Origin of the sequence: Aminiphilus circumscriptus DSM 16581 (genome assembly GCF_000526375.1) — a bacterium.
Taxonomy (GTDB): domain Bacteria; phylum Synergistota; class Synergistia; order Synergistales; family Aminiphilaceae; genus Aminiphilus; species Aminiphilus circumscriptus.
In genome coordinates this window covers 365,139-384,954 of the sequence record NZ_JAFY01000002.1, presented here as the reverse complement: position 1 = coordinate 384,954, position 19,816 = coordinate 365,139, and the positions used below count along the sequence as shown (strand labels likewise).

Below are 19,816 nucleotides of genomic sequence, written 5' to 3'. Positions count from 1 at the left end.
CTTCGCAGAGCCTGATGCGACCCGAGTCAAGGGAAAGCGAAAGGTCTTTATTCAGGGCTTCCTCTGTTTTTTCCCGGAAGAGGACTTCGGGCTTCCGTATATCGTACGTTGGTCTGCTGGCCCGCACGCGCCACATTCCTTTTCCGCGGGGAAACGAATCCCTCAGTGTGTCCTTCAGAGTCGGGATTGCCTCCGTCCTCCGTCGAGGAAGAGAGCCTTCGCGGTGCGCTCTCGAAAGATCTCCTGATTGCCCTGGCGGACCGCCGTCTCTACGAAGCGAAGCGGCGGGGGCGCTGCTGCGTCGTGGCGGGGTGATGCTCCCGGAGACTCTCTTCAGGAGGAAATGAGGCGAGCGTTCCCTCCCGGAGCAGAAACCCCTCGGGGGCGACGGCGGTGAGGAATGCCTCGTCGTGGGAGGCCACGAGCAGCGCCGCGGAATTTCGGGAAAGCTCTTCCACAAGCACGTTCCAGGCCCTTTCATCCAAGCCTCCGGTTGGTTCGTCCAGGAGGAGGATCTTCGGCTCCATGGAGAGGAGCGCCGCCAGGGCGCCGAGGCGTTTCTCCCCCCCCGAAAGCGCGTAGGGAGGGCGGGAGGCGAGATGCGTCAGGCCGAGCCGTTCCAGAACCTCGAGGGATCTCCTGCGGGCTTCTTCCCTGGAAACGCCGAGGTTGAGCGGGCCGAAGGCCACGTCCTCCAGAAGGGACGGGCAGAAGAGCATGTCGTCCGGATCCTGGAAGAGCAGCCCCACGGAGGCGCGGAGACGGGCGAGGTTCTGTCTGTCCGTCACGGGCGCTCCGTCGAAGAGGATCTCCCCTTCCATCGGGCGGAGCAGTCCCACCAAAAGATGCAGAAGCGTGGTCTTGCCAGAGCCGTTGCTCCCTCGGAGACATCGCCGTTCTCCTGCACGCAGGGTGAGGGAGACGTTCCGGAGGATCTCCCTCTGGCGGGGATAGGCGAAGGAGAGCGTGCGTGCCTCGAGGAGCGGCGGCCCTGAGGAGACGGAGCCTGTACGAGAAGCGGTCATTGCGCCAGGAGAAGGATGCACAAAAGCGGTGCGGCCACCGCTCCGGCGGTCCAGAGGCGCTTGCCCCGGGGAAGCGGTTCCTCGATGGCCGGCAGCGTTCCCGTAAAACCACGAAGGCGCATGGCCGCCGCGACACGCTCCGCCCGGTCCAGGCTTCGCCCCAGAATGCTCCCCACCAGGTATCCCCATCCGCGAAGGCTCTCCCGCGACAGGCCCGCGGCAAAGCCGCGAAGGCGCATGGCCTTGAGGACACGCTCTGCCTCGTCCCGGAAGACGAAGGCGTAACGGTGGGTGAAGTGGAAGAGCAGGAGCAGCTTGGGGGGCACGCCGAAACGGCCCAGAGTGCGGAACAGCTCTTCCGGCGGCAGCGTTCCCAGTAGCGCGAGAAAGGCCAGGAGCGCCCCCGTCGCCTTGAGCGTCACCGCAAGGGCGAAAACGACCCCTTCCCGGAGGGAGGGCGCACCGAAGGGAAGGGTCACCCAGAGGAGGAGAAGCATGCCCCACAGGGGCAGGAGACGCTGCGCTGCATGGCCCGGAGAGACTCCGGAGAGGAGGAGCAGCGCGCCTCCGTAGACCAGAAGGAGCGCCTGGGCGGAAAGGGACGTAGCCAGAGTGGTCGCGCAGGCGAAACACACCGCAAGAAGCACCCGGGAGGCGGGGGGCAGCTTTTCCAGAAGCGGCACGTTGTCGGTGCTGTCCGTTTTGCCTCCCCGCTTCGGGGCAAGGGAGGCGCAGCAAACCCCTTCGGTATCGGCCCATCCAAAGGTCGACAAGGAGCGGAAGTCGCCCGGATCGCGCCGTGCGCGTCCGGCGGCTCCTTCCGCTTTCCGGCATTCCGGGTGCGGGCTTTTTGCAGGCGGAATGTATCCGCTCATCTCTTTTCGCTCCCGCCTTTGCGCGAAAGCGCCCAGAGCGCGGCTCCGGTGATGCCGATGATGTACCCTATTCCGCCGAGGATTTCCGGTATGCGTGGTCCGGCGAGTTCCCGGCGAAGGACGAGAAGCTCTTCCTGGAGAGTCGCGAGTTTTCCCTCCAGAAGAGCCACGCGCCGAAGGGCGGCGTTTTCGTCGAGAGCCTTCTCCAGCGTCGCGGTGAAAAACGTTTCCAGTGCTTCCGGGGAGGGAAGCGCGCTGGAGGGAGCCTCGGGCGGCGAGGGCTGCGGGGTTTGCTCCGCCAGGACGGTACCGGAGGCTGTTCCCGCAGCCGGGGCGACGTTTCCCGGGGGAGAGCCGGCATCGGGCATGTCGAGGCGGAATGTTCCCTTGTGGCCGCCGCCGCCGTTCACGGAGACGAGGAGCGTCTTCGCCGGAAACCCCTCGGGAAGAACGAGGGCGAAGCGGCCTCCCTCGTCGGTGGTTCCCGAGACGGTTTCCCGCCCCTCGTCGTCGGTGACGGACACGGGGCATTGCTTTACCGGGGCGCCGTCGTTGAAGTAGGCCTCGCCCGAGAGGGTTCCGCCCTCCATGTAGGCGAAGACGAGGAGACGGTGGGCCTCGCCCGCACGGGGCGCGAGGGTGAGGCCGAGCAGGGCCAGGCCGAGAACAAGGAGCGCGGTCCCAAGCGACATGTCGGTGTGGAAATGCCGCCGTGCCGCGGAACGGTTTTTTCGGGATATTTCCAGGAGCGCGGGGAATGTGTTGTCGGATGTGTTCACGATGGAAAAGCCTCCCATGGGGGATTTTTCTTCACGAACCTATTGCCACAGATCGGGAAAGCGCCGGAGCAGCAGGGTACAGACGCCCCCTCCCACGGCGGCCTCCACCGCCGCGAGGGGGAGATGCGCCACCAGAAGCAGCCGGGCGCCGGCGCCGAAGGCTTCGCCGCTCGCGGCAAGTGCCGCGGCGGCGAGAAGCGCCGCGCCGAGAAGTCCTCCGCCTCCGGCGATGCAGCCCGCGACGAAGGCGGAGGTTCCCCGGCGGAGGAGAAACCGTGCCGCCATTCCCGCGGCGAAGCCCGAACAGGCCATGACCGCCGTGTTCACCCCCAGCACGAGCAGGCCGCCGAACTGGAAGAGCACGGCCTGCAGGAAGAGCGAGACGAGAAAGGCCGGGAAGACCGCGCTCCCCAGCAGGAGCCCCGCCACGCCGTTCAGGACCAGATGCAGGCTCGATGCGCCGAGGCGCACGTGAATGAGCGACGCCGCGAAGAGGGCGGCGGACACGACCCCCGCCCGGGGGATGGTGTCCGCGTCAAGATGTCGCAGCCCCACCGCGGTGCCCAGGGCAGCCACGGCGCCTCCCGTGACGAGCACGGGCAAAGAGAGTACTCCTTCCGCGATGTGCATGAATGAGATCCTTTCCCTGCCTTCGAAAATTTCTGCAGAGGCAGGCTTCTTTTTTGTGCGTCCGGTCTACGGGCGGTTTTCGGTCCGCACCCAGAGCACGGCGCCGAGCTCGATAGGTGCGTCGGTGCCGTCGGGGGCCTTTTTCGTCTCCGGGGCCTCCGCGAGGGCGGCGAACCCCCACCAGCCTCCCCAAGGCATGGTGTAGGAGAAGATTCCCCGATCGTCGGTCTTCACCACCTGGGTAACGAAGGGATCCGCCGGGGCTTTCACGGCGCCTTTGTCGTTGAGGAACTCCACTTCGACCTCCGCTCCCGCGAGCGGTTTCCCCTCCACGAGAACCTGCCCGGTGAAGGAATTGCCCGCCCAGAGGCCGTAGGGGCGGGTGAGGGGCAGGATCTCCGCCCGGAGGCCCGCCGGTTCATCCCATCCTTCCTCCATGCCGAAGGCGTTCACCACGGTTTTCGTGAGGTGCACGATGTATTTCCCCTCCGCAGGCTCCCAGTAGGGCTCGGGTTCCACGAAGAAAATGTGGTCCCCGGGGCGCGTGACGTCGAAGGCACCCTTCCAGGAAAGAAGCCCACCGGCGTGCTCCACCTTTGCGAGCGTGCCCAGAAGGTCCGTGGTCTCTCCCCGGGCGACGACGCCGAAGCGCAGCGGTGAGGCCATGTTCATGAGCTGTCCTTCGAAGGGGTGGGTGAAACGGAGGTCCAGGGTGATCGTCCGCGACTCCCCTTGGGCGATGATGTTTCTGTCCGGAAGGATCACCTGAAAATGGGCGAAGGCGCTGGCGGCCCAAAGGAGAGAGAGGAGAAACGCCAGAACGAAGAGAGAACACCAACCCGCTTTTCCGAAGGAGTGGGTGAAAAGGGTCGTGCTGCGGAACGACGGAGCGGAGTGGAATCGGACATCATGCGTTTTGACCATAATTTCCAGCCTCCTCGGGCATACTTCGGAACGAGGTGAAAGGGGTGTCACTGATTTAAAAAATAGTGTCATCCTTGGCCTTCCCTTTGTCAAGCGGAACGCGGCGGTTCCGTCTGGTATGTTCGGAGGAACGTGTCTTTGGGAAGCGGAACATCCGGTTGCGGAGAAAGCGTACGGAACGAGCCCCGGAGAGGCGACCGGGGCTCGGGGCATTGTCGTGCGTTTTTCGCAAGTCTTCGGAGCGTGTTTGCCGGATCGGAGGATTTCGCGTTACCGTTCCGGCTTCGTTGGAAGGCGGTGTTTTTCAGGCAAAGGAAGTGCTCCGGCGGGATCTCCGGAATCCGTTCCTTCGGTGGTGAAGCGCTCCAGAAGACTTCGAAGCGTTGTCGCTCCCTCGGAAAGCGTCTCGGCTTCTTCCGCCACACGGCTTGCCGCATGGGTCGTCTCGTCCGTGGCAGTGCGAATGCCCTCCATGAGGCGCACCGTCTCCGCCGTGGCCTTGGTGATCTGGTCCACGCTCTGGGCCATCTCCGAACTTGCCGCGGCCTGTTGTTGCGCTGCGGCGGCGATGTTCTGCATGACGTCGTCGAGACGGGCAACCTCCGCGAGCGCCGTCGCAAGGCGTTTCCGTGCTTCTTCGGAGTCCGAGACCGCCTGAATTGTCAGCATTTCCACATCCTTCGACGAGCGAAGCGCTCCGTCGGTTTGTTGCGTCAGGGACGAGACCAGCGTTTCCACTTCCCTCGCCGCGGTGGCCGACTCTTCCGCCAGTTTACGGACTTCCTCCGCCACCACGGAGAACCCCCGTCCCGCCTCGCCCGCCCGCGCGGCTTCGATGGCGGCATTGAGCGCGAGCAGATTCGTCTGGTCCGCGATGTTGCGGATCGTGGCGATGAAGCTCGTGATGGACTCCACGGAACGCCCGACGGTCTCGACGACCGTCGCGGTCTCGCGGGATTTCTCTCCGGCGCCTCGGATTTTTCGCACCGTTTCCTCCACCTGGTGAGCCGCCTCGTCGCTCATCCGGGTCGCCGCTGCAGCGGCCTCGGCTCCCTCGGTGGCGCTGGAGGCGGTGGTGGACGCACTGGAGGCGACCTCCTCCACGCCGGCATTCGTTTCCTCCAGCGCGGCGGCGTTCGCCTCCGAAAGGGCGTTCGCCTTTTCGAGGGATTTCTTCACCTCTTCCATGGATGCCACGGATTGTTGCGAGAAGGCCGAAAGCGATTCTGCGGCGGCGGCGAAACGACGGGCTTCCCTCTGCACGTCCATGACCATGTCTCTCTGGCGGGAGATCATGGTCGCCAGGGCGTCCGCCATGAAACCCAGCTCATCCCGGCTGGAGACCCCGAAGTCCTCCCTGCCGAAGGAGAGATCCCCCTCCCCCGCTCGTTTCGCCAGATCCGCAACCCGGCGGAGGGGAATCACGATACGTCCCGAGAGAATCGTGAACACGCCGATGGCTCCGGCGAGGACGGCCGCCCCGAGAAGGAGCACCAGACGGAGCACGGAATTCCTGGTGTCGATAAGTGTCTCCAGCGCTTCTCCCGCGAAGAGGATGCCCAGCGGTTTTCCGTCGGGTCCGAGGAGAGGTTTATACGCGGTGATGTAGGGGGTGCCGAGGATTTCGGCTCTTTCGAAGTAGGACCTGCCTTCCTCGAGAACGATCTTGGCGATGGAGGGATCGAGTTTTGTCCCGACAAGGCGTTTGCCGTCCCTCTCGATGGTGGTGGTGAGGCGTTCGTCGCCGATGAAGATTGTCATCTCCGTGCCGTAGAGCCTTTTCCCCTCGTCCACGAGGGAAGGATTTTCCAGGGAGATACCCGCACTCACCACGCCCACGAGCCGTCCTTCCCCGTCCAGAAGAGGAACGCCGCACCGGGCGGAGAGCCGGACCACCGTGCCGGATTCCACCGCGGCGTAGGTGTGTCCTTTCAGAGCCTCTTGGACGTTCCTCTGGCCGAGGACACTGTCCCCCTTCTGTTCCGGACTGTGTGTCCTGGCCACCACGATGCCCTCGGCATTCGTGACGGTCACGAAATCGAGCCCCTGTTCCTTCGCCAGCGGTGTCAACCTTTCCAGCACGATTCGCGTGTCTCCCTCCCGGACGGCGTCGACCACGTTCCCGAAGCGTGCAAGATTCCGGGCGAGCAGTTCCGTCCTGTCCCGCTGCCGGAAGAGAAGTTGTTCCAGTCCGTTCACGGCGAGCTCCGCGTCCCCTCCGGCCTCTTTCTCCATGGTGGCGGAGAAGATGTAGACTGCGGTCCCCGTGGTGGCAAGCACGGCGAGCAGAACTACCAGAATTGTGGTTCCCAGGAGCTTCTGGCGCAACGAGATGCCTCGGATTTCTCTTCCTGTCGTCTCGGCGGATGGTTTCTGTGGGTCCTGCCGGGGCGAATGTCCTTTTCCCACAGGGAACGAACGAGCGGTTTCCGGTGGACGTCGCGAAAGCGATGGCATGACTCTTCCCCCTCTCTCTTCGGCTCTTTCCGGGCGGGTTTTTTCCGGCTCGGTTTCTCCCGGAAATGTACGGGTTTCCACTCTCAGTGTAGAAGAAGAACTGCAATCGTTCAAGCGTATGTCTGTTTGTGTTGTTAGAAAACAAAGATGGTCATAAAGCAGTATGACAGAACCGTGCAGAAACGTTTCCCGTTGCAGGCGACGTTTCCTGTCGCAGTCGCGGTGCTCGGGGGCGGAAACCTCGATTGGGCTGGAAATGAAGTGTGGCCGCTTCACTTTCTTAGACCGTTGTAATGATTGTCAAAAGCGAGGGAACGTTCCATAATGGAGCCGGGAAACTCCATCGAAAAATCGTGGGCGACGGATCATTTCGTCCTCCAGGGGAAGGAAGTCGGGAGATGCTCTTCTCAATGAGACGCTTCGATGACACGAGAACGCGCCTGATTTTCTCCGTGACCGCGCTGATGGTCGCCCTGGCGGCCTTGTTCGTGTTTCTGTACGTCGCTCAGTTGAAAAACCTGGAGCAGCAGCGTCGGAACGAGATCCGGCGCATTGTCCAGGTGGCCTCCCGTTCCATCGCGCCGATCCTTGCCCGGTACAACCAGGGTATGTTGCCGAAGGAGGAGGCGCTCCGTCAGGTGACGGACCTTATCCGACGCATGACCTACGACGATGTGTTCGGTCCCAATTACGTCTTCATGAGCGACTACGACGGTACCATGCTCGTGCAGCCCTACGAACGCGCCAAGGAGGGCACGAACCAGGCGGAACTCCGGGATTCCAGGGGCGTGTTCATCATCCGGGCCCTCGTCGAGAGAGCGAAGGCTGGCGGCGGTTATGTCTCCTACGAATATCCACCGCCGAATTCCGAGGAACCGCAGCGGAAAATTTCCTATGTGGTGGGGATTCCGGAACTTTCCTGCTATATCGGCACGGGTATGTACGTGACCGATCTGGAGAAGGATTTGCGTCTTTTCATGGGAAAAGTTCTCCTTCTTTCCCTCGTCCTTCTCGGCGGAGGACTCACCCTGGCGGCGCGCCTGCTGAAGCCGCTCTTCTCGAGCTATGCCGCTCTCACCGCCGCCATCGACGAGCTCAGAAACCACCCCGAAAAGGTGCCGGATCTTCCCGTGGCGCAGTATCGCCCCGGTTCCGAGGCGGAACGCCTGCTCGCGGGTTTCCTCTCCCTGCATGAGGACATGCGGAGCGCGACACGCCGTCTCCGGGAGCGGGAGGAACAGCTTCAGATCTTTTTCGAAGAGGCCGTGGACGGAATTGTTCGGGCGGATGAACACTTGGGCGTCCTGGAAGCGAACGCCCAGATTCTGGCATGGACGGGCTTCTCTCGGGAGGAGATGCTCGGACGTCCTGTGGAAAAACTTTTTCCCCCGGAGGAACTGCGCCGGAAGCCGTTGCAAAGGGAAGAGCTGCAACGAGGCGTCACCGTGACGAACGAACGGAAGCTTCTTCGCCGGGATGGAACGTCCTTCTGGGTGGAAATGCGGACGAAGCGCCTTTCCGATGGCACGATGCAGAGCATCGTCAGAGACATCTCGGATCGGCGCAACGCGGAGGAGCGGCTCCAGCAGCATCGTGCGCTCATGGAGGCGCTGGTGCGCAATCTTCCCGTCGAATTCTGGGTCCATGACATGGAGGGACGGATCATCCTCCAGAACGATCTTTCTCTCGCCAAGCGGGGGAACCTTTTCGGCAAGAGAGACGGGGAGGCGAATTGCGATCGGGGTTCCGGGGAGCTCTGGGAGGAAAAACTTCGCCAGGCGAGGGCCGGGACCGTGGTGGACTTCGAAGTGCAGGCGAAGGACCCCGGAAGCGGAACGATCCGGCATTATCGCAACATCCTCGCGCCGATCAGACAGGAAGGAAACGTCACGAGCGTCATGGGTTTTCTGTTCGACATCACGGAAGAACGGCTTCGGGACGAACAGATCCACCGCATGGCCTACTACGACGCCTTGACGGATCTGCCGAACCGACGCCTTTTGCTGGAACGTCTCGACGAGGTGCTCCGACGCGCTCGGAGCGGAGAAACCAGAGGTGCCCTGATTTTCCTCGACGTGGACGACTTCCGTATCGTGAACGACTCTCTGGGGCATGCCAGCGGAGATCGGGTTCTCCAGGATGCGGCAAGGCGTTTTCTCGCGGTTTCCACGGAAAAGGATTTGGTGACCCGCATGGGGGGCGACGAGTTCCTGGTGCTCCGCGAAGGAGAGGATTCCCGGGAGGAGATCGAGTCCTACGCACGGCGCCTGCTCGGAACCTTTGCCGATCCCTTTGCCGACGAGGGGACATCGCATTTTTATTCCCTCACCGCCGGCGTGGTGCTCTTTCCGGATGACGGGACGGACCCGGGGGAACTGCTCAAGAAGGCCGACATGGCCCTGCACAAGGCCAAGGCGGAATGCCGCGGGGACCTGGTCTTCTACGAGGAAAGCCTCAGCCAGGATCTCCTCCGGAGGATCGATCTGGAGCGCCGTCTCCGCAGCGCGGTTTCGCAGGGGCTGCTCTCGCTGCACTACCAGCCCCTCTTCTCCGCCGTCTCCAGGCGTGTGGTCGGATTCGAGGCACTGCTCCGGTGGAACGACCCGGAACTCGGATGGATCTCTCCCGGCGAGTTCGTTCCGGTGGCGGAGAGTTCCGGGCTCATCTTCCCCCTCGGTGAGTTCGCCCTGCGTCGGGCCTGTCGTTTCGCCAGGGAACTGCTTGACGGAGGCGAGGTGCACCACATGGCGGTAAACCTCTCCACCCGGCAGATCCAGCAGGAGGGATTCGCCTTGGAAGTGCTTCGTATCCTTGAGGAGACGGGACTGCCTCCGGAGGCGCTCGAGGTGGAGATTACCGAGACGGCCTTGCTCACGTCCTATGAGACAAGTCTTGAAAATCTCAGGGTGCTCAAGTCCCACGGAGTGCGGATTGCCCTGGATGATTTCGGAACGGGCTATTCCTCGCTCACCTATCTCCGGACGCTTCCCCTGGATACGCTGAAAATCGACCGCTCCTTCATCCAAAACCTGCACGAACAGAAGGAAAATGAACTCATCGTCTGGGCCATCATCCAGCTCGCCCGCGAGCTGGGCCTGCAGATCGTCGCCGAGGGAGTGGAGACGGAGGAGCAGGTGCGCTTCACCACCACCTCCTGCGATGTGATCCAGGGATTCTGGTTCAGCCGCCCCCTTCCGGAGGAAGACATTCGCCCCTTCCTGAATTCTCTCCGAAAAGACTGAGGCTTTTCCGCTCGAAGAAAGTCGCCTTCCGAGGATTTTTCGAAAGAAATCCCATCGCCGAACCGGCTTTTTTCAGGAGCCGGTTCGGCGTATTCGTCTTGACGCACATAACTGGATGGAGGAACATCATCATGGGATGCTGTTCCGTCGATAAGGGTGCTGCAGCCTATCTGGGGCTTCCCGAGAGCGGGGAGGGGTACGAGGAGTACGCCATCGAGGGGGACGGCGGGATGACCTGCCGCATTCACAAGGACGTGTTGGAAAATTGGAAAAAGATGGGTCCCATGCCGGAGGGGGACTCTCTTTTCACCGTGCAGACCGTGGGTCGCTTCCGGCTTGCCTTCTCAAAATCGCCCTTCGAAAGCATGCCCGAGACCGCCTGACCGTTCCCGTCGGGAACCGATGTATCCGCTGGAGAGCGCTCTTTCGTTTCACCGTGTCCCCGGTCTGCTCGCAGGCTGGGGACACGGTGCATTTCGAGGGAACACCTCGAACTGATTCTTCAGACCTGGCAGGAGAATTGACAAGTTAGTTCTTTAGTGGCAATATAACCACAAAAAAGGGGCATGCGGATGGCCCGCCGACGGAAGAAGGCTGGCATCTTCAAGGGACTCTCTCATCCGGTTCGTTTCGTCATCGTGGAGTTGCGCTCGGGGGAGAGCGATGCGTCTCCGATATCGCCGGCGCCTTTTCCTGCGAGCGGACCACCATCAGCAAGCGTTTGTCCATTCTTCGCATGCTGGACATCATCGAGGATCGCAGAGAAGGGCTCAACGTCTTCTGTCGCATGCGCATGTACTGCCTGACGTCGGTTCTTTCCTGCGGGGATGCACCGGCGGGCGGAAACGGGTCGGAGGACGCGGCATGTCCCCTGTTGGAGAGAAGAAATGCCTCCTCTGTGTTCGTGGGGACGCATGAAGAAACCGCTCGCGAAAGTGTTCCGCGGAAATTCTGCGAAGGAAAGAGCGGACGAAAAATGAGGGAGGATTTGCGCTCATGAGGATCCAGATTCTCGGTATCGGTTGCCCCAAATGTAAAAAACTCGCAGAAGTTGCCTCGGAAGCGGCGACGCAGTTGGGGTTGGATTTTGAGATCGAAAAAGTGACGGAGATCGACAAGATCATGGACTTCGGCGTGATGGCCACGCCGGGGCTCGCCGTGGACGGCAAGGTTCTTGCTGCAGGCAAGGTTCTTTCCGTCGAGGAGACCAAGGCACTCCTTTCAAAGATGACCTAGCGGGATCGGGGACAGGTCGGGCTGACGCTCGACGCGCCCTGTTTCGGAAGTGCTTCTTCGTGTTTTCGTTCGAAGGTCCCTTCGAACGGATCAAGTCCAAGGGGCCAAGGAAAGAAAAACTCCCCGGCGCATGTCGGGGAGTTTTTTCGGAAGATTATGTGCGATTTTCGCCACATAGACGAGGTTTCCTGCTCGAGGTGACGACCGATGAGTGATCGACAGAAATTCCTCTGGATTCTGGGGTTCTTCCTGGTGTTCTATTACCTCCCCGCCGAGAGCGGACGCATCGCCGGTTCGGTGGTCGAGTCCCTGGCCATGATGCACGAGTACGCCCGGGAACATGTCCTTCTCTGTCTGGTTCCGGCGTTCTTCATCGCCGGGGCCATCTCGGTCTTTGTGAGCCAGCAGGCGGTGATGAAGTACCTGGGAGCGGAGGCGAAAAAGGCCGTCGCCTATTCGGTGGCCGCCGTGTCGGGAACGATCCTCGCGGTCTGTTCCTGCACGGTGCTGCCCCTCTTCGCGGGGATCTACAAGCGTGGCGCCGGGCTTGGTCCCGCCGTGGCGTTTCTCTATTCCGGTCCGGCCATCAACGCCCTGGCGATCATCCTCACGGCCCGGGTACTGGGGGCGGAACTCGGCATTGCCCGAGCCGTTGGGGCCGTCCTCTTCAGCGTGGTGGTGGGACTTCTCATGGCCTTCTTTTTCCGCAACACCGAAGAGAGCCGCCAGAAGGGGTTTGCACAGCTCCCCGAGGAAGAGGGGCGTCCACTCTGGAAGACGAGTTTGCACATGGCGGGCATGGTGACGTTTCTCGTCTTCGCCAACTGGGCCGCGCCGAAGGTGCCGGAGAGTTTCTGGGCTTCCGTGTACGCCGTCAAGTGGCATGTAGCGGGGGCGGCGCTGGCTTTCACCGTTCTTGCCTCCGCTTTCTGGTTCAAGGCGGAGGAGCGGCAGGAGTGGTTCGCCTCCACGTGGGGCTATGCGCTCCAGGTCATGCCCCTGCTCTTCGGCGGTGTTCTCGTGGCGGGATTCCTCCTCGGGCGCCCAGGACATGAGGCGCTCATTCCGAGCGCCTGGGTGAGTGCTCTCGTGGGGGGAAACAGTCTTTTCGCGAACTTCTTCGCCGCTCTCTCCGGAGCGTTCATGTACTTTGCCACGCTTACGGAAGTGCCCATTCTCCAGGGGCTCCTCGGCGCAGGCATGGGCAAGGGGCCCGCTCTGGCGCTGCTCCTCGCGGGACCAGCGCTCTCTCTGCCGAACATGCTCGTCATCCGGAGCGTCATCGGCACGAAGATGACCGCCGCCTACGTGAGCATCGTGGTAGTGCTCTCCGCGATCGCCGGGTGGCTTTTCGGCGTTTTGTCCGCCTGAGTTCCGGCTGTTCAGTCCTCGCGGTACCCATGCACCGTATGGTCTGTCCTGTGCAGGCAAACAAAAGCGGCTCCCCTTTCCGCGCAGCGAAGAGGGGAATCTCTCGGGACGATTTCGAGGCGTGCCGCTCCTCACCGTCAGGGGGTGCCCGGTTCGACGAAACGAAGGCGGAGGCGCCCAGTACCCTCGACGAAAAAGAGGTGTTCTTCCTCCGGAGATGCGGCAAAGGCGGCGAGAACCTTTTCAGAGATCCAGCAGACCGTCTTCTCGGTGTTTTCCACGGCGAAAGGTTCGTATCCCTCGATGTTCTCCGGTTTTCCGAAAAGGCCCACCGGGCCTTTGAAGGCCATTCATCACCCCGAGATGAAGGTCTCCCATTCGAGACGGAAATCTCCTCCGTGGCGCTGAACGTTTTCGAGCCAGTACTCGGAGGTGATGCGGAGGCGTTTCATGGACGACCACCTGCCTTTCGTTTCCGGGAGCGACGGCTGTTTCTTTCGGATCGTTTCGGAAGTGGATTTTGACGGGCACTTCCGGAAAAGGAAGGGCGTCGATTTCTCCGAAGCGTCGGAAAAAACGGAAAAGCACCGGGGGTTCTCGGCATAAATACCGAAAGAGGAAGTGCTTTTTATGTGCTAAGATTACCACATAATCCCGCTTATTGTCTAGAAAGGATGGCTCCGGAAGATGAAACACGCCGGCGCCGTTTTTGCTGGAGGCAGGGTGACCTCTGGCGGCAAAAAACTGACTTCCGAGAAACGCAAACCCAAGAAACCTTTGGAAGCTCTGAATAAAGGCCTTTCGCTTTCCCTTGACTCGGGTCGCATCAGGCTCTGCGAGGCGCCCTGCGGGGCTGACGCAGCCTTTTCAGAGATTCCCTTTGCATAAGGCCACGTTGGTTTTGCGAAGGCCTCACAGAGCGCGACGCGAGTCGAGGCCGGTGTGGCGTTATGCAGAGGTTGCCTGGAGTGTTACCGCAATACGACGGAGGAATTCGACATTCATGAACACGACAAATGCGGCGGTGGATCACGAGAGTTTTGGTGCTCTTTCTCGCGGCAAGCCTGGCCTGGTGGGGGCTCGGAGGAGCGCGGCAGTCCGGGACGACGGAAGCGGGAAAGACGGAGACGGTGAAGGCGTCCGGAAGGGGCGCGAAAGGAACGACCATCATGGTCTACTCTTACTTCCATGGTGCCGCCCGGTGCGTTTCGTGCACGCTCCTCGAGGAGTACGCCAAAGAGGCGGTGGAGCAGGCTTTTTTCCAAAAACTTGGCGCGGGAAAGATGCATTTTCTTTAGAGACCGTTCTTGTGCTGCTCGGGCTGTTCCTGTCTCTGCGGGATATTTTCGGCGTGACGCTTCTTCGGTGGTGAACAAAGAAGGGCGCCTCGCATCGGGGTGTGACGCAGAAAGGATGCAGCGCAAGGAAATAAAACACATGGAACACAATCGAGACGATGAGGGGGAAGAGCATATGGATTGGGAAAAAGCGTCGCAGCAGACCGTGGTGTGCGCGGCGACGGGAACGACCAAGCGTGACGTGGTGCGCGCCATCGCTCAGGGCGCCGAGACGGTGGCGGACGTCGCCGCCGCGACGGGGGCCTGCGGAGAGTGTTGCGCGGAGAACCTTCAAGGAATTCTTGACGTGTATCTGACAGCCCTCCGGGTCATGCGGAGCGGCTGCGGCTGAGGCAACTGCTGAAAAGGCGGCGGTGCGCCGCTTTTTGCCGGGAGGAAAACAACGCGAAGAGCACGAAGGGGGCGCTTTCAAAGCGCCCCCTTCGTCTTTGCGCGCTCTCGTTCCCCGACGGTGTGTGCCATAACCGTTCCTGGTGGTTGCCGGACACCATGACAATTTTTTGTACAACCCGACACACAGTCCGGTGGCGAAACGAGGTGCCGCCGGCGCCTGTCCGAAGCGTCAGTGCGCCTCTTTCTTCGCCGCCGTGAAATCAGCGGCGATTTTTTGTATCAGTTCCGGATTTTCCAGGAGATCACAGCATGTTCCGGCAAGGATCTTCGCGGCGAAAAGAACGGCTGCGTGGGCTTTTTCGCTTTTTCCGGCGCGGAGAAACTCCTGTGAGTGAGACGGCGTTCCTTCGGGAACGAAAGCGACGCGAATGACCGCTCCGGGAAGCACGGAGGTGACGTTGCCGAAGTCGGTGGAGCCGGTCTTTTCCCGGGGAGGGCGCCGCGTCGGAGCATCGACGAGTTCCGCGTTGTGCATCAGGAGTTCGTTGAGTGCGAGAACCGGGATCTTGCTCTCGAGCCGTTTCATTCTCTGGAGGGTGACGGTGGTCCCGCTCATGAGGGCCGCTCCTCTGGCGATGTCGTCGAAGCGTTCCAGAATCGCGTCGAGACGGGCGGAGCTGTACGACCGAAAGATGAATTCCCCCTGCGCCCGCGCGGGAACGACATTGGCAGGGCCGCCCGCGTCGAGGATCGTGTAGTGCATCCGCGTGTCCTCCGGAACGTGTTCCCGAAAAAATTCCACCCCCTGAAAACAGAGAAGAAGTCCGTCGAGAGCGCTGCGCCCCTCCTCCGGCTTCAATGCGGCGTGTGCGCTTTTTCCGTGGAACGTCACCGTGAGAGTGGCCAGGGCGAGACTTTTCACGTCCGTCTGTGTGGCGGGACCGCCGTGGGTCATCAGTGCAAGATCGATATCCCGAAAACAGCCGTTTTCAAGCATGTGTATCTTTCCGCCCCCTCCTTCTTCGCCGGGGGTTCCGTACACGACCAGGCGAAAGGGCAGTTCACCGTCGCCCATCACCGCCTTGATGCTCTCCGCGGCGCCGACGATGGCCGGACCCTGAATGTGATGGGCGCACCCATGTCCCATTCCGGGCAATGCGTCGTACTCGCAGAGCAATCCGATGGATGGCCCGCCGGATCCGTTTTCATACACGGCGCGAAAAGCGGTGGGAAGGGAGCCGACACCTTTTTCGACGGCAAAACCGCTTTTTTCGAGAGAGCTTGTGAGCAGATCGACGGCTTTATGCTCCTCGAAGGCCGTCTCCGGATTGTCGAAGAGAGAGTCGGCCATGGCGGTCAGAATTTCCCTTTTCTCATCCAGGAGCGCGAAAAGACGTTCTTTCCTCTGCACGAAAAACAACTCCATTCTCTTGCTTTTTGAAAAATATTTTACGTTGCGGTGTTGTCCGGTGTCGTGTCTAAAGCATGACCTCTGAAGAGCGAGGTGTGCCGGAAACAGGATTGATACCTTGCAAAAGTGAGAATCCAAACGACTGTGACGGCTGTGGCGGTGAAAAGCCTCGGCGTGTCCTTGCCGTTGCGTCTCCGTCGGTGGTGATCATGCCGGCCCAAGGTTGATGATCTGAGCGATCAGGGAGAGTACGGAGCCCAGAAGGACCCAGATGAGAAAGAGTCGCCACATGAAACGCATCCACCTGTCGTAGGGGATGTTCGTCGCACCGAGAATGCCCATGAGCGCCGTCGAGGTCGGCAGAATGTAGTTGCAGAAGCCGTCACCGAAGTTGAACGTCAGAATCGCCGTTTGCCTGGTGATGCCCACCATGTCGGCGATTGGAGCGAAGATGGGCATGATGACCGCCGCCTGGCCGCTGCCGGAAGTGATGAAGATATTCACCACGAGGTTTGCGATGTACATGCTTATGGCCTGAAGGAATGTGGGAACCACCAGCAGGGCGCGCCCAAGGCCGTTGACGACCGTGTCGAGAACGAGTCCGGCGGAGAGCACCCCGGAGACGGCGCGTGCCAGACCGATGATGAGTGCGGCGGCGACCATGCGTTTCGCTCCGGCGACGAAACACGAAGCGATCTTGCTGGGGGAGAATCCGGCGCATACTCCGGCGATGATCCCCAACCAGATGAAGGCGGCGCTGCTTTCATTGAGTCCCCAACTGAGCTTGACTCCGCCGTACACGATGACTCCGAGAGCTGCCACAAGGCTCGCCAGCACGAGGTTTTTTCGGAGTGTCACATCGCCGAAGGAATCGAGATCATTGTCCAAAACCGAGGTGTCGGCCACGTCGAGATCGTACATGGGACTCAGTTCGGGATGGAGCCGGATCTTTTTCGCATACCGGATCAGGTAGAGGTTTGTGACGAGAAGGAACACGAAGAAACAGATCCAACGATACCCGATTCCCGAATAGAGCGGAAGACCGACTATTTCCTGAGCGACGATGGTGGTGCTCGGATTCAGGGTGCCCGTGGAAAACCCCACGGCTCCGCCGAGGAGAATGACTGCGGCGCCGACGATGGAATCGAAACCCATCGCTCTTGCGATGAGGACCGTGACGGGTGCGAAGCCGATGAAGGTGTTCACGCCCTGGGTGGTTGCGATGAGTGCGAAGAGCAGTGTCAGGATCGGAATGAAGATGCTTTCTTTGGAAGCATATCTTTTCGCCACCTTGGCGACGCAGGATTGGAGGGCGCCGCTGCTGACGACCACGTCGAAGGCGCCGCCAGTGAAGAGCAGCAGAAAAAACAGGCTGGCACTCTTTGCGAAACCGTCCACGATAAAGTCTGGTATGCGAAAAAGGCTCACCGGCTTGCTTTGAATTATTCGGAAACTTGCGGGATCGATGACTTTGATTCCCGCCGCATTGGTGACTCTGTCGAATTCGCCTGCCGGAATCACCCACGTGAGAAATACCGCGAAAAGAATGAACAGGATGATGATAACCAGTGTATGCGGGACTTTGAACGATTATGCTCTAAAGAGTGTGCAAAAAGTGCTTGCGGAGGGGGATTCAAAAAAAGAAGGTCATGGTGTATGTAGGTTGTCTGCAGCGCACAAGCAACCCGAGCCCTTAGGAGGCGATACACCATGACCGGAAAGAAGCATAGCAGTCGTTTCGCTGGAATGAAAGCCCTTTTCGGGAACGAAACGGATGCCCTGAAGACCCTGATGAAGGAAGTGCTGCAAGAAATCCTTGACGGGGAAATGACGGAACTCCTTGGAGCCGAACGACATGAGCGCAACACAGAACGTACGGGTTATCGGTCAGGCTACTATACCCGAAGTCTGGTCACGCGAATCGGCAAGCTGGAACTGCGGATTCCCAGAGACCGCAACGGAGAATTCTCCACGGCACTGTTCGAGCGTTATCAGCGCAGTGAGAAGGCATTGGTGGCGGCTCTGGCGGAAATGTATGTGCAGGGCGTGTCCACGCGCAAAGTGACGGCGATCACCGAGGAATTGTGCGGACATCGTTTTTCCGCGAGCAGCATCAGCGCCATCAACAAAGGTCTCGATGAAGCCCTGTCTCGTTTTGCGAACCGTCCCCTTGACGAAGAGTACCCGTATTTGATTCTGGATGCTCGCTACGAGAAAGTTCGCGAGAACGGAGTTATCCGTTCCCAGGCGGTACAGATCGCCATCGGAATCAACCGGGAGGGGCAGCGGCAGATCTTGGCGGTGGAATTGGCTCCCCGTGAAACGGCAAGCAGTTGGAAAGAGTTTCTTCTCGGGCTCAAGCTACGGGGTTTGCGCGGTGTCGAATTCGTGGTATCCGACGACCACGCAGGACTTCGTTCGGCCATCGGAGAGACCCTGCTCGAGGCATCTTGGCAGCGTTGCTACGTCCATTTTCTGCGGAATGCTCTGGATCATCTGCCCCGTAAGGCCGATGACGATTGTCTCCAGGAACTCCGCTGGATCTACGACCGCCGGGACATTATGGAGGCCCACCGGGATCTGACGTCCTGGATCACCAAATGGCAGAGGAAATATCCGAAGCTTGTTGACTGGGTCGAGGAAAACATAGAGGAGACGCTGACCTTCTACCGGCTTCCCAGAGCACATCACAAGCATCTGAAGTCAACCAACATGCTGGAACGGCTCAACGAAGAGATCAAGAGAAGGACCCGGGTCGTCCGTATCTTCCCAAACACCGATGCATGTCAGCGCCTGATACGGGCACTGTGCGTCGAAACCCACGAGGCGTGGCTGGAGTCCAGTCGCTACCTCAACATGGACCTGTTGATTGAACACAAAAAGGCACTTTTGGAAAAGTGTGGCTAATCGCCGCAGACGGCCGCCAAACACCATGAAAACCTTTTTGCACAACTTGACGCACACAACTACTTTGAACTTTTTTGCTGCCGCTGCTTCCATATCTGACATGAATGACTCCTCCTCGATGAAATGTGCCGCTGTTCCTACGGAATGTTCTGCGGACGCCGTAAGGATACGAGGTGCATAAAATGCTGTAAAATACTAAAAAACGATGGAACGCATAGGATAAACCTATGGCTCGGGGAGAACGTCATGAACCTGAAGGAGCAGATGTATATCCTCACCGTTGCGGAATGTAAAAGCATCACCAGGGCGGCTGAAAAGCTTCATGTTTCACAACCGGCTCTCAGTTCGTTTGTGCGTAGTGTGGAAGAAGCGCTCGGGGTGAAATTGTTCGAGAGGTCTTCGAAGGGATTGATGCCTACCTACGCAGGGGAACTCTATCTCCGTGCGGCGAGAAGAATGTTTTTCCTCAAGTCGGAGTTCGACGAGAACCTTTCCGGCCTGAAGAACGACCGTCGCGGGCGCTTGCGCATCGGTATGCAGATGCGTAGGTCGCCCTACATCATCCCTGAGTTTTATAAGGAATTCGGCGAAAAATATCCCGAGGTGGAGATCTCTTTCGCCGAGGGTGTGATGGAAAAGCTGGAGAAAATGCTCCACGAGGATGAACTGGATTTGGTGTTGTGCGACAAAATCCGGGAACTGCCGGGTTTCACGTGCATCAAAATCACGGAGGAGTTTCTTCTGTTGGCGGTCTCCCCGAACCACGCTCTTGCAGGCAGTGGAAAATGGCTTCCCGTGTACGGCCGGAACTGGATCGATCTACGGCGGTTCGGTGATGAGACGTTCATCTTGCAAGGTCCATGGCAAAGTCAACGGATATTCAGCGATTGGCTGCTGCGCAGCATGAAGATCACTCCGTCTCGGATCATCGAGATTCAAAATATCGAGACCTCCACCCGGATGTCGGCGCTCGGCATTGGCGTCTCTTTTGTCAAGGACACCTACGCGAGACATTTCTCCTTTGCGCCGGAACCCTGTTATTTTCTGGTGGGAGAAACTCCCTTCACGATAGAGTTTGTGGCGATCCACAAGGAAGAGAGGTACATGCCGAGTTTTGTGGGAGATGCCATCGACATCATTCGAAAAGGAATGTGATGTGTAGTGGAGCAGTCTCCTCGGGGATTGGGCCGCAGCACGAAGGGGGCGCTTTGAAAGAGCCCCCTTCGTGCTGCGGAGAGAGGAGGGAGAAGAGGTGTCGGAGCTCTTCT

17 protein-coding genes are annotated in these 19,816 nt (G+C 60.1%); 8 read left to right on the top strand and 9 right to left on the bottom strand.

All coding sequences use genetic code 11. The features are described 5' to 3' along the window. Window positions 1-269 precede the first annotated feature (269 nt). The 6 genes from K349_RS0102405 to K349_RS17705 form a co-directional block, all read right to left on the bottom strand. Window positions 270-1,025: an energy-coupling factor ABC transporter ATP-binding protein gene (locus tag K349_RS0102405; protein ID WP_026368291.1), complete on the bottom strand. Its 756-nt coding sequence runs from the start codon at window positions 1,023-1,025 to the stop codon at window positions 270-272. Further along, entirely contained in the window at window positions 1,022-1,798 is a 777-nt protein-coding gene (gene cbiQ / locus K349_RS19290) for a cobalt ECF transporter T component CbiQ (RefSeq protein WP_169731291.1), read from the bottom strand. The genes K349_RS0102405 and cbiQ overlap by 4 nt, the downstream gene beginning before the upstream one ends. Window positions 1,799-1,896: 98 nt before the next feature. Then, the gene (locus K349_RS19285; protein WP_169731290.1) at window positions 1,897-2,679 is read right to left on the bottom strand and encodes a hypothetical protein; all 783 of its coding nucleotides are present in this window, start codon (window positions 2,677-2,679) and stop codon (window positions 1,897-1,899) included. Window positions 2,680-2,718: 39 nt separating this feature from the next. Then, entirely contained in the window at window positions 2,719-3,309 is a 591-nt protein-coding gene (cbiM, locus tag K349_RS0102390; protein WP_026368288.1) for a cobalt transporter CbiM, read from the bottom strand. A gap of 66 nt (window positions 3,310-3,375) precedes the next feature. After that, window positions 3,376-4,233 (bottom strand): DUF4198 domain-containing protein, encoded by an 858-nt coding sequence (locus K349_RS0102385; RefSeq protein ID WP_026368287.1) that lies wholly within the window; start codon window positions 4,231-4,233, stop codon window positions 3,376-3,378. Window positions 4,234-4,503: 270 nt separating this feature from the next. Beyond that, window positions 4,504-6,561, bottom strand: a complete 2,058-nt coding sequence (locus K349_RS17705; protein ID WP_169731289.1) for a methyl-accepting chemotaxis protein — start codon at window positions 6,559-6,561, stop codon at window positions 4,504-4,506. A 539-nt stretch (window positions 6,562-7,100) separates the two neighbouring features. Here K349_RS17705 and K349_RS17700 point away from each other — a divergent pair. The 4 genes from K349_RS17700 (at window position 7,101) to K349_RS0102350 (ending at window position 12,539) form a co-directional block, all read left to right on the top strand. Then, window positions 7,101-9,932: an EAL domain-containing protein gene (locus tag K349_RS17700; protein ID WP_169731288.1), complete on the top strand. Its 2,832-nt coding sequence runs from the start codon at window positions 7,101-7,103 to the stop codon at window positions 9,930-9,932. 131 nt (window positions 9,933-10,063) lie between these two features. After that, window positions 10,064-10,315 (top strand): hypothetical protein, encoded by a 252-nt coding sequence (locus K349_RS0102370; RefSeq protein WP_026368284.1) that lies wholly within the window; start codon window positions 10,064-10,066, stop codon window positions 10,313-10,315. A 613-nt stretch (window positions 10,316-10,928) separates the two neighbouring features. After that, window positions 10,929-11,168, top strand: a complete 240-nt coding sequence (locus K349_RS0102360; RefSeq protein ID WP_026368282.1) for a thioredoxin family protein — start codon at window positions 10,929-10,931, stop codon at window positions 11,166-11,168. A gap of 207 nt (window positions 11,169-11,375) precedes the next feature. Beyond that, window positions 11,376-12,539, top strand: a complete 1,164-nt coding sequence (locus K349_RS0102350) for a permease (protein WP_026368280.1) — start codon at window positions 11,376-11,378, stop codon at window positions 12,537-12,539. 137 nt (window positions 12,540-12,676) lie between these two features. On the opposite strand, the gene K349_RS0102345 is transcribed toward K349_RS0102350, so the two are convergent. Next, window positions 12,677-12,889, bottom strand: coding sequence for a hypothetical protein (locus tag K349_RS0102345; RefSeq protein ID WP_026368279.1), 213 nt, complete (start codon window positions 12,887-12,889; stop codon window positions 12,677-12,679). 666 nt (window positions 12,890-13,555) lie between these two features. Here K349_RS0102345 and K349_RS19280 point away from each other — a divergent pair. Continuing rightward, on the top strand, window positions 13,556-13,837 hold the full coding sequence (locus K349_RS19280) for a hypothetical protein (RefSeq protein ID WP_026368277.1): 282 nt from the start codon (window positions 13,556-13,558) through the stop codon (window positions 13,835-13,837). Window positions 13,838-13,976: 139 nt separating this feature from the next. Further along, window positions 13,977-14,228, top strand: coding sequence for a (2Fe-2S)-binding protein (locus K349_RS19275; protein ID WP_026368276.1), 252 nt, complete (start codon window positions 13,977-13,979; stop codon window positions 14,226-14,228). Between the two features lie 231 nt (window positions 14,229-14,459). Here the strand turns inward: K349_RS19275 and K349_RS0102315 are convergent, their stop codons facing one another. Beyond that, a complete protein-coding gene (locus K349_RS0102315; RefSeq protein ID WP_211240314.1) occupies window positions 14,460-15,641 on the bottom strand; it encodes an amidohydrolase in 1,182 nt (393 codons plus the stop codon). A gap of 207 nt (window positions 15,642-15,848) precedes the next feature. Then, window positions 15,849-17,210: a YfcC family protein gene (locus K349_RS0102310; protein WP_034264173.1), complete on the bottom strand. Its 1,362-nt coding sequence runs from the start codon at window positions 17,208-17,210 to the stop codon at window positions 15,849-15,851. A gap of 177 nt (window positions 17,211-17,387) precedes the next feature. On the opposite strand from K349_RS0102310, the gene K349_RS0102305 reads away from it, so the two are divergent. Together K349_RS0102305 and K349_RS0102300 are read left to right on the top strand one after the other, a co-directional pair. Continuing rightward, the gene (locus tag K349_RS0102305) at window positions 17,388-18,548 is read left to right on the top strand and encodes an IS256 family transposase (protein ID WP_420834450.1); all 1,161 of its coding nucleotides are present in this window, start codon (window positions 17,388-17,390) and stop codon (window positions 18,546-18,548) included. 246 nt (window positions 18,549-18,794) lie between these two features. Then, window positions 18,795-19,703 carry a LysR family transcriptional regulator gene (locus K349_RS0102300; protein ID WP_026368273.1) on the top strand — a complete coding sequence of 303 codons (909 nt, stop codon included), beginning with the start codon at window positions 18,795-18,797 and terminating at the stop codon, window positions 19,701-19,703. Window positions 19,704-19,816: the final 113 nt, after the last annotated feature.

Coding starts and splice junctions, on each gene's coding strand:
- K349_RS0102405 (WP_026368291.1), bottom strand. CDS start 1,025: ATGACCGCTTCTCGTACAGGCTCCGTCTCCTCAGGGCCGCCGCTCCTC.
- cbiM (WP_026368288.1), bottom strand. CDS start 3,309: ATGCACATCGCGGAAGGAGTACTCTCTTTGCCCGTGCTCGTCACGGGA.
- K349_RS0102385 (WP_026368287.1), bottom strand. CDS start 4,233: ATGGTCAAAACGCATGATGTCCGATTCCACTCCGCTCCGTCGTTCCGC.
- K349_RS17700 (WP_169731288.1), top strand. CDS start 7,101: ATGAGACGCTTCGATGACACGAGAACGCGCCTGATTTTCTCCGTGACC.
- K349_RS0102370 (WP_026368284.1), top strand. CDS start 10,064: ATGGGATGCTGTTCCGTCGATAAGGGTGCTGCAGCCTATCTGGGGCTT.
- K349_RS0102360 (WP_026368282.1), top strand. CDS start 10,929: ATGAGGATCCAGATTCTCGGTATCGGTTGCCCCAAATGTAAAAAACTC.
- K349_RS0102350 (WP_026368280.1), top strand. CDS start 11,376: ATGAGTGATCGACAGAAATTCCTCTGGATTCTGGGGTTCTTCCTGGTG.
- K349_RS0102345 (WP_026368279.1), bottom strand. CDS start 12,889: ATGGCCTTCAAAGGCCCGGTGGGCCTTTTCGGAAAACCGGAGAACATC.
- K349_RS19280 (WP_026368277.1), top strand. CDS start 13,556: ATGCGGCGGTGGATCACGAGAGTTTTGGTGCTCTTTCTCGCGGCAAGC.
- K349_RS19275 (WP_026368276.1), top strand. CDS start 13,977: ATGGAACACAATCGAGACGATGAGGGGGAAGAGCATATGGATTGGGAA.
- K349_RS0102305 (WP_420834450.1), top strand. CDS start 17,388: ATGAAAGCCCTTTTCGGGAACGAAACGGATGCCCTGAAGACCCTGATG.
- K349_RS0102300 (WP_026368273.1), top strand. CDS start 18,795: ATGAACCTGAAGGAGCAGATGTATATCCTCACCGTTGCGGAATGTAAA.